The 15,149-nt window shown below is 45.1% G+C and carries 15 protein-coding genes; 11 read left to right on the top strand and 4 right to left on the bottom strand.

Features of this window, described 5'->3' with window-relative positions:
• The first annotated feature begins 9 nt into the window (after positions 1–9).
• From fliS to rffA, 10 genes are all read left to right on the top strand, one after another.
• Complete coding sequence (gene fliS / locus HRH59_RS07020; protein ID WP_173500559.1) at positions 10–444, top strand: flagellar export chaperone FliS; 435 nt, start codon at positions 10–12, stop codon at positions 442–444.
• Positions 444–749 (top strand): hypothetical protein, encoded by a 306-nt coding sequence (locus tag HRH59_RS07015; RefSeq protein ID WP_173500558.1) that lies wholly within the window; start codon positions 444–446, stop codon positions 747–749. The genes fliS and HRH59_RS07015 overlap by 1 nt, the downstream gene beginning before the upstream one ends.
• A 21-nt stretch (positions 750–770) precedes the next feature.
• Positions 771–3,593 (top strand): motility associated factor glycosyltransferase family protein, encoded by a 2,823-nt coding sequence (locus HRH59_RS07010; protein ID WP_173500557.1) that lies wholly within the window; start codon positions 771–773, stop codon positions 3,591–3,593.
• A 155-nt stretch (positions 3,594–3,748) separates the two neighbouring features.
• Positions 3,749–5,683, top strand: coding sequence for a glycosyltransferase family protein (locus tag HRH59_RS07005; RefSeq protein ID WP_173500556.1), 1,935 nt, complete (start codon positions 3,749–3,751; stop codon positions 5,681–5,683).
• Positions 5,684–6,406, top strand: coding sequence for a WbqC family protein (locus HRH59_RS07000; protein WP_173500555.1), 723 nt, complete (start codon positions 5,684–5,686; stop codon positions 6,404–6,406).
• The gene (locus HRH59_RS06995) at positions 6,403–7,032 is read left to right on the top strand and encodes a class I SAM-dependent methyltransferase (RefSeq protein ID WP_173500554.1); all 630 of its coding nucleotides are present in this window, start codon (positions 6,403–6,405) and stop codon (positions 7,030–7,032) included. Before HRH59_RS07000 ends, HRH59_RS06995 begins: the two co-directional genes overlap by 4 nt.
• Entirely contained in the window at positions 7,029–7,694 is a 666-nt protein-coding gene (locus HRH59_RS06990; protein WP_173500553.1) for an acetyltransferase, read from the top strand. The genes HRH59_RS06995 and HRH59_RS06990 overlap by 4 nt, the downstream gene beginning before the upstream one ends.
• Positions 7,691–8,617, top strand: coding sequence for a hypothetical protein (locus HRH59_RS06985; protein WP_173500552.1), 927 nt, complete (start codon positions 7,691–7,693; stop codon positions 8,615–8,617). Before HRH59_RS06990 ends, HRH59_RS06985 begins: the two co-directional genes overlap by 4 nt.
• Before the next feature lie 25 nt (positions 8,618–8,642).
• The gene (locus HRH59_RS06980; RefSeq protein ID WP_173500551.1) at positions 8,643–9,467 is read left to right on the top strand and encodes a phytanoyl-CoA dioxygenase family protein; all 825 of its coding nucleotides are present in this window, start codon (positions 8,643–8,645) and stop codon (positions 9,465–9,467) included.
• A gap of 23 nt (positions 9,468–9,490) precedes the next feature.
• Complete coding sequence (rffA, locus tag HRH59_RS06975) at positions 9,491–10,636, top strand: dTDP-4-amino-4,6-dideoxygalactose transaminase (RefSeq protein ID WP_173500550.1); 1,146 nt, start codon at positions 9,491–9,493, stop codon at positions 10,634–10,636.
• A gap of 74 nt (positions 10,637–10,710) precedes the next feature.
• On the opposite strand, the gene HRH59_RS06970 is transcribed toward rffA, so the two are convergent.
• Positions 10,711–11,490, bottom strand: coding sequence for a class I SAM-dependent methyltransferase (locus HRH59_RS06970; protein WP_173500549.1), 780 nt, complete (start codon positions 11,488–11,490; stop codon positions 10,711–10,713).
• 252 nt (positions 11,491–11,742) lie between these two features.
• Between HRH59_RS06970 and HRH59_RS06965 the strand changes: the two genes are divergently transcribed.
• Complete coding sequence (locus HRH59_RS06965) at positions 11,743–12,681, top strand: class I SAM-dependent methyltransferase (protein WP_173500548.1); 939 nt, start codon at positions 11,743–11,745, stop codon at positions 12,679–12,681.
• Positions 12,682–12,739: 58 nt separating this feature from the next.
• Here the strand turns inward: HRH59_RS06965 and rfbA are convergent, their stop codons facing one another.
• The 3 genes from rfbA to pseI are packed head-to-tail and all read right to left on the bottom strand — an operon-like array spanning position 12,740 to position 15,148.
• Positions 12,740–13,618, bottom strand: a complete 879-nt coding sequence (rfbA, locus tag HRH59_RS06960) for a glucose-1-phosphate thymidylyltransferase RfbA (protein ID WP_173500547.1) — start codon at positions 13,616–13,618, stop codon at positions 12,740–12,742.
• Between the two features lie 30 nt (positions 13,619–13,648).
• Positions 13,649–14,095 (bottom strand): GNAT family N-acetyltransferase, encoded by a 447-nt coding sequence (locus HRH59_RS06955; RefSeq protein ID WP_173500546.1) that lies wholly within the window; start codon positions 14,093–14,095, stop codon positions 13,649–13,651.
• Between the two features lie 3 nt (positions 14,096–14,098).
• Complete coding sequence (gene pseI, locus HRH59_RS06950; protein WP_173500545.1) at positions 14,099–15,148, bottom strand: pseudaminic acid synthase; 1,050 nt, start codon at positions 15,146–15,148, stop codon at positions 14,099–14,101.
• Position 15,149: the final 1 nt, after the last annotated feature.

Here is a 15,149-nt window from a genome sequence, read left to right as displayed (position 1 = left end):
GGGCATGTTATGAGTTACGGAATTAAAGCTTATAAAGCGGTGGGTATTAAAGATGATTTGGCGGTAGCTGATCCACATCGTGTTATTCAGCTGTTGATGCAGGGCGCACTGGAAAATATGGCCAAAGCCAAAGGTTGTATCGATCGCAAAGACTTTGCCGGTAAGTCTGAGGCGATTTCTAAAGCCATCAATATTATTTCTGCCTTGCAGGGCTGTCTGGATATGAGCGCCGGCGAGATTTCTGATAACTTGTTTTCGTTATACGATTTTATGCTTAACCACCTTATTCAGGCCAGCCGGGATAAAAGTATCAGCAAGCTGGATGAAGTAATGGAAATTTTACTGACCATTAAAGGCGCTTGGGATCAAATTCCGGTAAGTGATCGTGAGAAGGGTTACCAACTGCAGGCGCAAAAAAATCAGCCGTTAGCTGTTGGTGCCTGATGCCGGTAACTGAAACGGTTAAACAATGCGCAGCTTTGCGCGCCGACATTGACCGCTTAATACAGCAACCTGACTATGATGTAGTTCAGGTTGCTGTTTTGCTTGAGCAATTAAATCAGCACTTGTGCCAAAATACTCCCCCGCAGGACAATATTGCCTCTTTTGCCGTGTTTCTGCAGCAAAACCTTGACTGGCTACAGGCAACAATGGCAAAACTGTCTGCAGATAAAGACGCTGTAGCTGGCAACATGCTGGAAATTAAAAAAGGGCAGCGCGCCCGGCATAGCTACGGCCAACATAACTAACTATTAAAATCAGGCTCTTGCATGCTGAAGTATATTAATTATCAGCTGGACTCAGATGATGCTGCCCAAGCTGCGTCTGAACAAAAAGTTGCTGCCGGCATAAAGCAGCGCTTTAATAATAACCTTCAGGCGTTATCTCAATACATTCCCTCCGTAGTGCCGATAATTCAGCAACACAGCATGCAGCAATACTCGGTATTTTGTACCCGGGCGGCGGAGCTGAATATTGTCGATTTTGCTACCGGCCGTGTTTGGTACAGCGAAACGCCGTTTATTGAAGTGGCGCGCGAAGTCGACAGCTTTTGCCGTAATGCACCTTACGTTGAGCTTGATACTGTCGCGATGCCAACGCAGCCAGACAAACCATGGCCGGTTGAGGCTTTACCGCCGCAGCCTGATGTGGTGGTTATGCTGGGGTTGGGGCTGGGCTACCAAATAAATGCCCTGTTGCAAAAGGCCAGTGTTAAATATCTTATTGTGTATGAGCCTAATGTGGATACGCTGATTTGCTCGGTGCAGGCCAATGATTGGCGGCAATTGTTTGCCGCGGCAGAAGCGGCAGGCACGCAGATTTTTCTGCAATTGGAAAATGATGGCAGCTCGGTTGGCGAAGATTTGGCAGAACTGCGCAGTGTTGCTGATTTTAACCGTATCTACCTGTACCGGCATTATTGTCACCCGGTGATGGATAAAGTAGCAGAGCATTTATTTGCTCACAGCGGCCGGCCGGAGCAACTGCTGGGCAGCACTACGCAGTTTAGCGCCTACGAAGATTTTAATGATTATGTCGCCGAACGCAGTGTTAATGTGTTGGGTAACCAGCAGCCAGGTGCTGCGGCAACGGCCGACGAATTATACCGGCGCAATATGACGGCGCTGAAGAAGTTTTATCCCAAAGTGCATGATGAAATAGACAAGCATCAAACTACGCATTGGCAAGCGGCAACCGATGAAAATGGCCAAAGCAATTTATACCATCCGCAGCGCAAAGCGTTTTTTTATCAGGATCTTGAGGCCGAATCGGCCCGTTTGCTGGAGCATTTTACCCGGCAGCCGTATAAAGATGATGTGCTGTTAGGTCAGACTTCTGTTGATAAATTCAGCCACTACATTCATTACTCGCATATAGCGCAAACCCAGCCGCTGATTAATAAACAACTGAAACAGAAAATTCAGTTACCGCAAGAAGTCGACTCATTGATTATCTTTGGTGTGGGCTTGGGTAAGCATATTCAGTTGCTTACCGAACAATATCAAATCAGCAACCTGTATATTTGTGAGCCTAATTTAGACTTTTTTGCCGCCAGCCTTAAGGTAACGGATTGGGCCGCTGTATTTGAGCGGGCAGAGCAAAATGGCCTGCGGATATACCTGAACCTGGGCGGCGATGGCTCAACCTACTTTTACGATTTAATGGCGCAGTTTTACCAGGTCGGCGCTTATTCTATTGCCAATACTTACATGTTTTGCTCTTACTTTAACCAAAAGATGCATAAGGCGATTGCTGATTTACGCGCTGAGTTAAAAGTAGTGTTGGCGCTGGGTGAATATTATGATCATTGCCGTTACGGTATCGCGCACACCTATAACAGCGTGGCTAAGCAACATAAGTTTTTGCAGTATGACAACAGCAGTTATCGCAATTTACCGGCATTGAACCTACCGGTGTTTATTGTGGGCAATGGCCCGTCGTTAGATAGCAGCTTTAGCTATTTGCAGGAACATCGCGACAAGGTGTTGTTGATCAGTTGCGGCACGGCATTATATTCATTGTACAAAAAAGGCATTAAGCCGGATTTTCATGCCGAGGTTGAGCAGAACCGTTCTACTTACAACTGGGTTAGTCAGGTTAAAGATAGCGATTATTTAAAGGATATCCGGCTGATCAGCGTTAACGGTATTCATCCGGATACAGCAGAGCTGTTTAAAGACACCTTGCTGTGTTTTAAAGACGGTGAATCATCGACGAATTTTTTCGATATACGGCTGAAAAAGCAGGGCGTGCATGTCGCATCGCTGAGTTATGCTTACCCGACAGTGACTAATTTGGTATTAAACTACGCTTTAAGGTTAGGTTTTAAAGTGTTTTATCTGTTTGGTGTTGATCTGGGGTACGCAGATGTACGTCATCACCACTCTCAAGCGTCGGCATACTACCGTAATGACGGCTCAGAAGTGTATGACTATCAGCAAACTCATGGCGGCGGTATGCCGGCAAAGGGCAATTTTTTACCTTATGTGTTTACCAAGCCTGAATTTGATATGTCACGTAAACTGCTGGAGCAGGCGATTAGCAAAGCCGGACGCAAAGTAGAGATTTACAATTGCAGTAATGGCGTAAAGATTGACGGCGCAGTGCCACTGCAGCCGGATAATATTTTGTTTAGTGATTTACCGCAAAATAAAGATCAGGTGCTGCAACAGTTGATAGATACAGCGTACTATGCGGATTTGTCTGCTTATGCCAGCCCGGTTTTTGACCAAATCGACTTTGCTGCTTTTCGCCGTACCCTTGACGCCTGGCTGGCGCTGTTTGACGAAGACATTTGCACTCAGGAACAAGCCAAAGCTTTTATTGCCAGCCAGTGGCGCTTGCTGCAAAACGCAGCCCGTGACCCATCCGATCCAACCTTTTATTTGTTCTACGGCAGCACTAACTACTTCGGCGGTCTGATGACAAAAATCGCTTCCTGTATCAGCGATGATACGCCGGAGATCTTGCCGGTGTTTAGTCAGGTAATGCACGTATGGCGCGACTATGTGCAAAGCGCCGGCGAGCAATATGAGCAGCAACCGTTAAAGTTTGATGATGTCGATGTGCAACATTTATTTGCCAAAAGCTGATACGTTATTTTTTTGACGTTTTATTTGCGTGGAACAGCAATATTTTGCACGTGGCGCGCAGAACCCGGTCATTTTATTCTCTGCAAAAGATGGCGTTATCTTTGCATGAAAAAGTGCACTATAGTTTAGATATTGCGCTGAATGGAAAGGAATAAATGACGATTGCCGAGAGTAAACAAACAGCTGTAATCTTAATTGATTGCCAGGATAGTGTTGGCGATGATGCGTACTTTAATACTGCGGCCCCGCAGAACAATGTGCTGGTGTTTAACTGCAGCACCAAAGACTATATAGAGCCTTTATTGTCTGCGCTGCGGGCTCATTACGTAAAGTTTAACGCCGTAAGCTTTGTGACTAATAATGCTGGTATACATACAGAGCTAACCCGGTTTTTTCCCGAGTTGTTCCGCGGCATCCGTTTTATAGAGCAATTGCCATTACCACTGACAAAAACTGACATGACAGAGTTGATGTCGGTTGCTATGACCCTTTCGCCTTTTGAATTGGTGCCGGCTGAACCGTTGGTATCGACAGAATTTAATCAGTTAAAGAATTTCTTTTTATTAGATGAAAGACTTACCGATATTGCTGAGCATGAATCAATAAGCCAGCTTACCGCTGCTTTTATTGCCGGGTTACAAGACCAAAAATGCGCATTTTCTGTCTATACACAGATCCGGTTGCTGAATTTTTATGCCAATAGACTAAACAAATATGGTGAGGTCTATTTTAAAAGTCTGTCATTAAAACTGGGCGACACTAATGTCAGTATTTTACATTTGTGGCAATTGGTGTCTGATAGTCGCTTTACACTTAATCAGCGGTACTTTATCTATAATCAACTTCTGTCATTGGAGTTTAGCGGAACGTTAAAAAACAAGTCTGATTTTAATACCCGTTTTACCGCATATAGCCATGTGGTACGGGAATTTGCTTTGCAATTGGGGCTCCCCGGCGCTTTTATTGATAAAGAAGAGCGAAATCCCGATATCGTGTTTGTTTTTATTGCACAGTTTCTCAGCCCCAGGCATGCTCCAAGTAAAATTGTATTAGAAACCATTAAAGCGCTGTGCTTATCTGCAAACAAGCAGGTTGTGTTAATAGACACCTGCGAGCTGTTGCCCACGAGCGGCGCTTTGCCCTGGTACGATGCCGCATACGGTAGCAGGGGGGGATACAATGCTGAAACACTGACTTATGAGGGCGCGCGTTTTAACTATCTCCAACTCTCTGCCGGCATGCCTAATCTTGTCGAGATAAACGGTGTGATTGAGTTGATTAAAACGTACAAGCCGTATTTCACCATAACAGTGGGCGAGAGTATTACTGCCGATATCATCAGCCAACTTGTGCCTAATGTGGTGGTACCAACAGTGTCGCGGTTGCCTCATACCTTAAGCCAATACAGGGTTTTCAATAAGCGTTTTATTACAAGTGCTGACGAAGTGCCTGAGTGCTTGCAGCAGGGTATTTTGTCTGTGGACATGTTACCTGAGCGCACTTTGGCGCAGTCAGAGCTTACACGTGATCAATTTGGTATACCCCGCGATAAAGTAGTATTGGCCGTGCCGGGTAACCGGCTTGATGCGGAAATAGACGATAATTTTATTTCTATGCTGTTGTGTATCTCCAGCGATAGCTACTTTGTGGTATTCGCCGGGGTTTTTAATGACTATGAAGATTATTGCAATAGATTTCCTGTGCTGCGCAATATCTCTGTTTTCGTGGGTTATCAGGAAGACTTTCCGGCATTTATAAAGCTGGTTGATCTATATGTTACACCACAACGTGTTGGTGGCGGTTTAACTGCATTGTGTGCATTAAGTATGTCGGTACCGGTTTTAACGTTGAAATATGGTGATACTTACTCGTTTGCCGGTGATCTTTTTGCCTTTAACACGTTGCACGAAATGGGCAGTTTAATCAGTGCTGTCTGCAATGACCTTGCGGCATTAGATGCGTTGAAAAGTAGCGCTTTGCAACGGTTTGTTGAGCTTGAGGCTCTTAGTGATAAATATACAGATCTGTTTGACAATGTGGTGAATGGGCCATTGTTTAATGTAGCGTCTGTTGTGGCAAGGAGTGACTGAATGAAGCGTGTAGCTATTACGCAGTCAAATTACATACCGTGGCGTGGCTATTTTGACCTGATTGCATCGGTAGATGAATTCATATTGTATGATGATATGCAATATACCCGAAGGGATTGGCGCAACAGAAATAAGATAAAGACCGGGCAGGGAACTTGTTGGTTAACGATTCCTGTTGAGGTAAAAGGTAAATACTTTCAGAAAATTAAAGATACCAAAGTATCAGATAGAGATTGGTATAAAGCACACTGGCAAACGCTTTCACAAAGCTATAAACGAGCAGGGTATTACGCTGAGATCGCCGCTTGGCTTGAGCCTCTGTACCTGGCCAAAAATCAGGACATGCTGTCAAATATAAACTTCACCTTTATTGCCGCGATATGCCGCTACCTGGGCATCAATACTACTATCTCAACGTCTTCTCAATACCAACTGATTGACGGAAAAACTGAACGATTGGTCGATATTTGCCGACAGGCCGGCGCAACGCTTTATGTATCAGGCCCGGCGGCGAAAGATTATCTCGATGTAGCCTTGTTTGAACAACAGGGTATTGATGTCGGATGGGCTGATTACGACGGTTATCCGGCGTATCCCCAACAATGGGGCGGGTTTGAGCCTTTCGTCAGTATATTAGATCTGTTGTTTAACTGCGGTCCTGATTCACTTCTCTATATGAAAAGGCCAACGGATTCGCTGATCAAATATGAGGGCAAAGCATGAAAGACAATAGTGGCATTATCAGCCAGGTATCTGAGTATTACTCAAGTAAGCTTTGTGAGCATGGCACAACCCCTCAGGGCGTTGATTGGAATGGCGCAGAGGGACAATTTCTGCGTTTTGAGCAATTGAACAAGGTTATTTGCAACAGCGGAAAGTTTACGTTAAACGATATTGGCTGTGGCTATGGTGCTTTCTACGATTTCCTGCGGACAAAATACAGCTCTTTTGATTATGTCGGCGTTGATGTTGCTGCCAATATGATTTCAGCGGCCCGGCAGCGCTATATTGGTTCAGAAAATGCAAAATTTCTCTGTGGTACCGTACCGGAAGTCGTGGCTGACTTTACTGTGGCCAGTGGTATTTTCAATGTCAAATTGGAAAACTCTATACATGATTGGAAAAGTTATGTGTTTGAGACTATTGCCATTATTGATAAATTCAGCACCAAAGGGTTTGCCTTTAATTGCCTGACATCGTACTCGGATGCTCAGAGAATGAAAGATGGGCTTTTTTATGCTGATCCCTGTGAATTGTTTAACCATTGCAAAATACATTACGGCCGGAATGTTGCTTTATTGCATGACTATAATCTGTTTGAGTTTACGATTATTGTGAGGAAGTCATGAAAAATAAATTAGTTATATTTGGTTCGGGCGATATCGCACAATTAGCACACTACTATTTCAGCAATGACAGCCTCTATGATGTAGTGGCCTTTACTGTCGACAGCGAATACAAGACGGTTGAAGAATTTTGCGGTTTACCTGTAATAGCATTTTCTGAGCTGAAGGCATTTTTTTCACCAGAGGATGTCAGCGTGTTTGTGGCGTTGAGTTATTCGAAATTAAATGCTGTAAGAAAAGAGAAGTACTTCGCAGTCAAAGCTATGGGATATCCCCTGGCCAGTTATATCAGCAGCAAGGCAACAGTGTTAAACCAGCAGGATATCGGAGAGAATTGCTTTATTCTCGAAGACAACACCATTCAGCCCTTTGTTAAAATTGGTAATAACGTGACCTTGTGGAGTGGTAATCATATCGGCCATCACTCGATAATACGGGATCACACTTTTATTGCCTCACATATCGTTGTATCCGGCGGAGTAGATATTGGTGAGCAATGTTTTATCGGCGTTAATGCGACATTGCGTGATCATATTCGGATTGGCGACCGCTGTGTTATTGGTGCCGGTGTATTATTGCTGGCTAATGCAGAAGCTGATGGCTTGTACAAAGGCACTGCTACAGAGCGATCTGCATTACCAAGTTCGGGGTTGCGTAAAATATGACATTTCAGCCTGAGTGGAAAAAGTTGGGTTTGCTATATACCCCTGAAGGCAAAACCCGTCATACAAAACTGGTCACACATGCGGCTAACCCCTTAGCATTACATTTGGCTGATGATATCTTTCGGGTATTTTACAGTGGTAGAGACGAGCAGAACCGCTCTTCTGTAGGGGCAGTAGATATCGATATTGTTCGCGGCGAAGTGGTTAAGGATCATTTTGAACCTTTTCTGATACATGGTGCTGCCGGCAGTTTTTTTGCTGACGGCATCAGTATTGGCAATCACTACCGGGTTAACGGTTCAACTTTTATTCTCTTTATGGGTTGGCAAACCCCGTCGGAGGGGCATTGGCGGGGTGATATTGGCCGGATAACCGTGGCTGAAGATTTGACATTGCAAGTAACCGACAGCCAACCCTATTTGGCTTTGGATACGGATGATCCTATCAGTTTGTCTTATCCCTGGGTTATGCAAACCGCACCTGAGTGTTATGACATGTGGTACGGTTCAACTCTTACGTGGGAAGCAGAGAACGGTGAGATGGTTCATATCATCAAGCATGCGCAGTCTGCCGATGGCGTTAGCTGGCACAAGACCGATTCAGCAGTACCCTATCAGCTAAACTATGCGCAGGTGTTTTCCAGACCGTCAGTCATTAAAAGTTCTGAGCATAGACTGGATATGTGGTTTTCTTACCGTTGCGGTACAGGGCAGAAATACCGTATTGGCTATGCATATAACACTGGTGAGGGTTGGCAACTGGCCTTGAACAACAGTGGTATCGATGTCTCAGAATCTGGTTGGGATTCAGAGATGATTGAGTATCCGTTTGTGTTTCAGCATAAAAGCAAAACTTACATGCTTTACAGCGGGAATGGGTATGGCCGTACTGGCTTTGGTCTGGCGGTTCTTAACACGCCGTAAATACGCATCTGAAGGTCCTTAAACTATGGATGAAGGCAAAATTCCAACGCAGAGCTATGGCATTCTTGAGCAGAAGCAGGTGCTCACTGACATTGAAGAAATCAGGGAGCAATTTTTAACCAACGGCTATGCTGTTTTGGATGCTGGCTTGTCCGGTGCAGACATTGCCACTATACAAGCGGATTTTGACACCCTTTCACAGCGTTATATTACGCATTATGGTAGCGACAAGTTGAAAAGTTGTGATGAGTATCACACGATAAGAGCGCCGCTATTGTTTGAGAACAGCGATACGTTTTTACGCTTAGCGTTAAACCCTGTACTGCTCGAATTCGTCAGTAGTGTTATTGCAGGGAGTTTTATCCTTAACCAGCAAAATGCAATTACGAATCCGTCAAGGCAACCTTATAATCAGGGAAAATGGCATAGAGATTTGCCTTATCAACACTTTGTAAGTTCACGGCCTATCGCGGTAAATGCGCTGTACTGTGTCGATGATTTTACCAGTGATAATGGTTCTACCTATGTTTTACCTTTTTCTCATCTGCGCGAAGAAATGCCCTCAACGCGGTATATCAAAAACCATGCTGTTCAGATATGTGCAAAAGCAGGCCGGTTTATAGTGATTAATTGTATGACTTTCCACACCGGCGGTTTTAACCTCTCCCCTTCAGATCGTCGCGCAGTCAATCACTTGTTTAATATTCCTTTTTTTAAGCAGCAAATAAAAATACCCGGAAATTTATCTGCAGAGGGTTTAAATGAGCAACAGAAAAAAATTCTCGGTTTCGGCTTCGACGAAATACCGTCTGTTGATGCTTTTATCGGGCAGCGGCTACAGCGCCTTTGATGATTAAATACAGGGATAACAGCATGCAAATTCCTTTTAACAAACCTTATATGACAGGTAAGGAAATTCAGTATATTGCCAAAGCGCATGAGCTTGGTAAGCTGGCCGGAGATGGTGACTTTACCGCTAAATGTCATGACTGGCTTGAGCAGCAGACCGGTTGCAACAAAGCGTTGTTAACCCATTCGTGTACTGCGGCACTGGAAATGGCGGCTATTCTGTTAGATTTGCAGCCGGGCGATGAAGTAATAATGCCATCCTATACTTTTGTATCCACGGCCAACGCCTTTGTTTTGCGCGGTGCTGTGCCTGTTTTCGTTGATATCAGACCCGACACACTGAATATTAATGAAAAGCTGATTGAAGCGGCTGTTACGGCACGCACCCGTGCCATAGTGCCTGTGCACTATGCCGGTGTGGCATGTGAGATGAGTGAGATTTTGCGCATTGCCAAAAAACACAATTTGTCAGTGGTAGAAGACGCTGCACAGGGCGTAATGTCGACTTACAACGGTGTACCGCTTGGCACGATAGGCGATATAGGTGCCTACAGTTTTCATGAGACAAAGAATGTCATTGCAGGAGAGGGCGGGGCCTTATTGGTAAACCGGCCTGATTTAGTTGTAAGAGCCGAGATTATCCGTGAGAAAGGTACCGACAGAGCACGGTTTTTCCGCGGTGTGGTCGATAAGTATACCTGGCAGGATATTGGCTCTTCATTTTTACCTGGCGAGATTATTGCTGCATTTTTGCTGGCTCAGCTGGAAGACGCTCAGAATATAACGGCACTGCGGCTGGCGCGCTGGGATTATTATCATACTCTACTGGAGAGCGCGGAAGCAGAAGGCTTGCTCACAAGGCCGACAGTGCCTGCGCATTGTGGCCACAACGCCCATATGTACTATGTGTTACTGCCATCTCAACTCGAGCGGCAGGAAGTTATGGATAAACTTAAAGAGAAACTAGTCAGTACAGTGTTTCATTACATACCATTGCACAGTTCTCCCGCGGGGCAACATTTTGGTCGTGCTGCGACTACTATGGCCGTAACGGATGATGCGTCTGCACGAATTTTGCGCTTACCGCTGTGGGTCGGGCTTACCGACGAGCAACAAGAGCATATCGTGAGTGTACTGCTGAGCAGTATCAATGAGCTTATCCATGGTTAGCTTTATAAATCCTCTGAAGCTTCACAGACACAGTGTTAAATGTCTGCAAAAGCGCGAAGGTCTGATAACTGATATCAAACGAAACTTATATTGGCTCTTTGTTTGCCGTAAATAACTTTGGCAGAAGAGATAAACTGGTACGGCAATTCCACATAGGCGACATCTGAGTTCGAAATAGCTATATCAACGGCCTGGATCATCGGCGACCCCTTTCTTACCAGAATTACGTCAGACCAGTCAGTATTGGTAAGTGCAAGCGGGATAAAATCTGTGCGTTTCATAAAGCTTGTCAATGCTTCCAGAACGCCAAGATTTTGTTTAGTACCCGCATCACTGTGACAGCAGTCATTCAGTATCATAAAGCCGTGAGGTGCTAATAGTTCTTTATAGTACATCAAGTCGCGTAGTACGTATTCGTACTGGTGGCTTGCATCGACATAGATAAGATCAAATTTGTCTATACCGGTGGCGGGACGTATTTTATTTATCGCTTTAATTGTATCGTCCCTAATCATGGTGACATTGCTAAAGTCGCTAAACTTAACTAAACATTCTTCGTATATTTTGTCAAAAGTTGACTGTTCGTTAAGAGAGCCGCCAAAGTAGTAGGAATAGGTTTCAACCGGATTTATCCAGGGTGGCAAAGTGTCAAAAGGGCTATAGGTTTTTGTAATATCTTTACTCCAACTATCAATCAGCACCATGTGCTCCGGAGATAAAATATTATACATATTAAGTGCGTTTTCACCCCTTAATACGCCCAGCTCAGCAATCAAAGGTTTCTTATCGTATGCATCAAATACAGCTTTGACGACATGTAAAAAAAATTCTCTGTTAGCATTGCAAACTTTCATATAGCCACCCGTTAATTAAAAAAATCACAGATAACCAGCAATTTTTATGCCGCTATTTATATATACTGGCTGTAGATCATACTTATGCCGTAAGACGTGTATCAGGTCTCCAGCAGAGCACCCTGTCGTTTATAAACAGCTAAAATTAGTCTGGTTTTTTTATTCCCGGTGTCATCTGATTGACTATGGGGTGTATGATAACAGTACTAAGCCGATGGCCGGATTTGATTGTACGACTACAGAGGAAGAAAAATGAAAACCGATCGCACTTTCGAGTTAAAACAGGCGTTGTTAAATGAATACCACTCTGCAGTAGACAGTGCGGCGGATACTGATGGAAAGGGCGGCTTTGTTGATTTAACCGCTGATCAATCAAGCAATGACAAGCTAAACAAAGCAATGTACGACAATTCACAGTCTGTTGAGATATACAGAAATTTTCTTAACTGGCTGTTTGCTACCTTTGACATAGCGGAAATGGATTTTCGCAGAGACTGCTTTGAACGACTGGGGAATATCACGGGTAAAAAAATACTGATCACCAGTTGCGGACTTGGAGAAGATATTAAGGTCGCGGCAATGTTGGTGGGTAAAGATGGATTTGTGCATGCACAAGACCTCAGCAAGCATTTCATTTCTCTGGCGGCAGACAAGTATTCTGCGGAAAATATTGTGCTTACTGTTTCCAACGCCTTAGATCTCCCCTACAAGGATGGCTATTTTGACGCCGTATTCCACTTTGGCGGAATAAACCTTTTTGGCGATATCAGGCTGGCGATATCGGAAATGAACAGGGTGTGTAAAATTGGCGGAACCATTCTATTTGGTGATGAATCTGTCGCTGAGCATTTAAGAGCAGATGATTACGGCAAGATGTTTATGGAGAATAATGCCCTTTGGCAAGAAAAAGTACCACTTGAACATCTGCCATTATGTGCATCTGACATAAGCCTGAGTTACGTTTTAGGCAATTGTTTTTATCTTATCAAGTTCACTAAATCTGCCCAATTGCCTTACGCCGATATTGATATAGAGCATGTGGGTTATCGCGGCGGCTCTGTGCGCAAACGGTATTTCGGAAAGATTGAAGGTATTGCGCCGGATTTAAAAAATTCACTCTACGAGCTTGCTAAGAAAGAAGGCAAATCTGTCAGCAAAATTATCGAAGAACTGATCAAAACCAGGTTGTAATGGAAAAGTCCGGAAGCAGTCAGGTGTTGTTATAAAACAGCCACTTGCACAGAGAATTTTATAGCCGTGGTTTAGCAATAATATTCTCTGACAAGTAATCTTTATAACTGCAGTCGGGCATTGTTTGCATTTGCTTTAATACCTCTTCGCGTGACAGCCAGCCGTTCAGATGAGCAATTTCCTCCAGACAGGCAATTTGATAGCCTTGCCGTTTCTCGATGGTTTCGACAAAGGTAGAGGCTTCTGACAAGCTTTCATGCGTGCCGGTATCCAGCCAGGCAAAACCACGGCCGAGTAATTCAATTTTCAGTTGTTTTTGTGCCAGGTAAGTCTGATTTACTGCGGTGATTTCTAATTCGCCTCGCGCTGAAGGGCGCAGAGTTTTAGTAATATCAACCACATTGTTGTCGTAAAAATACAGCCCGGTAACGGCATATTTGCTTTGCGGTTGTGCCGGCTTTTCTTCTATCGATTGCACCTTAAAGTCGCTGTCAAATTTGACCACGCCAAAACGTTCCGGGTCTTTTACCTGATAACCAAAGATCACGGCACCCGGCAGGCGGCTGCGTGCCCGGTGTAATTTGGGGGTAAAGCCCTCACCATAAAAAATATTGTCGCCCAGCACCAGACACACTTCGTCATTGCCGATAAATGGCTCTGCAATCAGAAAGGCCTGAGCGATACCTTCAGGTTTATGCTGTACAGCATACTGCAGACTAATACCGAATTTGCTGCCATCACCCAGTAAGCGCTGAAATGCGGCTTGTTGGTCAGCAGTGGTGATCAGAAGAATATCGCGGATACCCGCCAGCATCAGAACGGATAAAGAGTAGTAAATCATCGGCTTGTTATGAATAGGCAGTAGCTGTTTGGAAATGCCCAGCGTAATAGGGTAAAGCCGGCTACCGGTACCTCCGGCCAGAAGAATTCCTTTCATAAAACATCCTGTTGCAAGGTAATGTGAATGTTAGACAGGGGTCTGGTATTCATAATACATAATGCCATTATGCGTGCTGTGATGAGCTAATCCGGCATGTTGCGCAACCTTTACTGACGCTGTATTGCCGGGCAGAATTTCAGCGACTATTTTTCCTGTCAGTTGGCTTACCAACAATTTAACCATAGCTTTAGCTAAGCCTTTACCACGACACTCCGCAGCAACTGTCCACGAGATTCGATGACACTCTGCTGTTGAATCGACTCTGGCAGTGCCAACCGGCTGGCCGGCATATTCTGCAATATACAGCCGGCGCTGCGGATCACTCAGGCTTTGTTGTAACCAATGTATATGCTGCTGCGCAGTCACGTGTTCTGCATTAAGGCTGAAGCGCCGTGTATCGGGGTCATTACGCCATTGCAACAGGCGATCAGCGTCGTCCATAGTAGCTAAACGCAGCCTGACAGATACCCTCATGCTTCAGATTAACTCCCAACTAAGCGGCGTGCCCATCGTCACGTCCTGTTTTACTTTACGGCCAAGAAATTGTGGCAAATATTTCGGTTCCAGGCCAAGCCCGGGCCGCACAGAGCGCAGGTTTTCTGCGGTAAATATATCTCCGGCTTGCATATCTTTAGCAATATAGAGCGAGCGCCGGTGTATGCGCGAGGCTATCTCTTTATCGGTACAGCCGTAATGCACTTTACCTAAGGCATCTTTAGCTTTACGACATTCCGATACCAGTAAACTGAACTCGTCCGGTTCCATAGAAAAGGCTGAGTCTATGCCACCTTCGCTGCGATCCAGCACAAAGTGTTTTTCAATTACGGTAGCGCCGAGGGCGACAGCAGCTACGCTGACACCAATACCGGCGGTGTGATCGGATAAGCCAACCTGACAGTCAAACAGCGCCGCCAGGTGTGGAATAGTGTTTAAGTTGGCGTCGATAGGGCGCGCCGGGTAGTTGCTGGTGCATTTTAACAAGATAATGTCGTTGCAACCGTTACGTTTCAGCACGTCAACGGCTTCTGCTAATTCAGCTTGGGTGGCCATGCCGGTTGAGATGATCACCGGCTTGCCGGTGCGGGCAACGGCAGCAATTAAGCCATGATCGATATTTTCAAACGAGGCAATTTTATAGCAGGGCACATCTAACTGTTCCAGATAGTCTACCGCGGTTAAATCAAATGGTGAGCTAAAGGCCAACATGCCTAACTCTTTTGCACGGTCGAACAGCGGCTTGTGCCATTCCCACGGTGTCATCGCTTGTTGATACAGGCTGTACAGCGAACTGCCGTGCCACAGGCTGTCGGGGTTATCAATAAAGAATTCGTTGTCGTGTACATCCAATGTAATAGTATCCGGCGTGTAGGTTTGCAGCTTAATCGCGTCGGCACCGCACTTTGCTGCCGCTTCTACCATCAACAATGCTTTGTCCAGGCTTTGATCATGATTGCCGGATAATTCGGCAATAATAAACGGCGGTTGATCCGGTCCTACCGCGTGTTTGCCAAGCATAATTACTGCCATT

Origin of the sequence: Rheinheimera lutimaris, from assembly GCF_013283795.1 — a bacterium.
Taxonomy (GTDB): domain Bacteria; phylum Pseudomonadota; class Gammaproteobacteria; order Enterobacterales; family Alteromonadaceae; genus Alishewanella; species Alishewanella lutimaris.
The sequence above is the reverse complement of the archived record's forward strand: the minus strand, read 5'-3'. Positions and strand labels throughout refer to the sequence as shown.

Coding starts and splice junctions, on each gene's coding strand:
- HRH59_RS06970 (WP_173500549.1), bottom strand. CDS start 11,490: ATGAAAGTTTGCAATGCTAACAGAGAATTTTTTTTACATGTCGTCAAA.
- HRH59_RS06965 (WP_173500548.1), top strand. CDS start 11,743: ATGAAAACCGATCGCACTTTCGAGTTAAAACAGGCGTTGTTAAATGAA.
- HRH59_RS07015 (WP_173500558.1), top strand. CDS start 444: ATGCCGGTAACTGAAACGGTTAAACAATGCGCAGCTTTGCGCGCCGAC.
- HRH59_RS06990 (WP_173500553.1), top strand. CDS start 7,029: ATGAAAAATAAATTAGTTATATTTGGTTCGGGCGATATCGCACAATTA.
- HRH59_RS06955 (WP_173500546.1), bottom strand. CDS start 14,095: ATGAGGGTATCTGTCAGGCTGCGTTTAGCTACTATGGACGACGCTGAT.
- HRH59_RS07010 (WP_173500557.1), top strand. CDS start 771: ATGCTGAAGTATATTAATTATCAGCTGGACTCAGATGATGCTGCCCAA.
- HRH59_RS06995 (WP_173500554.1), top strand. CDS start 6,403: ATGAAAGACAATAGTGGCATTATCAGCCAGGTATCTGAGTATTACTCA.
- HRH59_RS06980 (WP_173500551.1), top strand. CDS start 8,643: ATGGATGAAGGCAAAATTCCAACGCAGAGCTATGGCATTCTTGAGCAG.
- HRH59_RS07000 (WP_173500555.1), top strand. CDS start 5,684: ATGAAGCGTGTAGCTATTACGCAGTCAAATTACATACCGTGGCGTGGC.
- HRH59_RS07005 (WP_173500556.1), top strand. CDS start 3,749: ATGACGATTGCCGAGAGTAAACAAACAGCTGTAATCTTAATTGATTGC.
- pseI (WP_173500545.1), bottom strand. CDS start 15,148: ATGGCAGTAATTATGCTTGGCAAACACGCGGTAGGACCGGATCAACCG.
- rfbA (WP_173500547.1), bottom strand. CDS start 13,618: ATGAAAGGAATTCTTCTGGCCGGAGGTACCGGTAGCCGGCTTTACCCT.
- fliS (WP_173500559.1), top strand. CDS start 10: ATGAGTTACGGAATTAAAGCTTATAAAGCGGTGGGTATTAAAGATGAT.
- HRH59_RS06985 (WP_173500552.1), top strand. CDS start 7,691: ATGACATTTCAGCCTGAGTGGAAAAAGTTGGGTTTGCTATATACCCCT.
- rffA (WP_173500550.1), top strand. CDS start 9,491: ATGCAAATTCCTTTTAACAAACCTTATATGACAGGTAAGGAAATTCAG.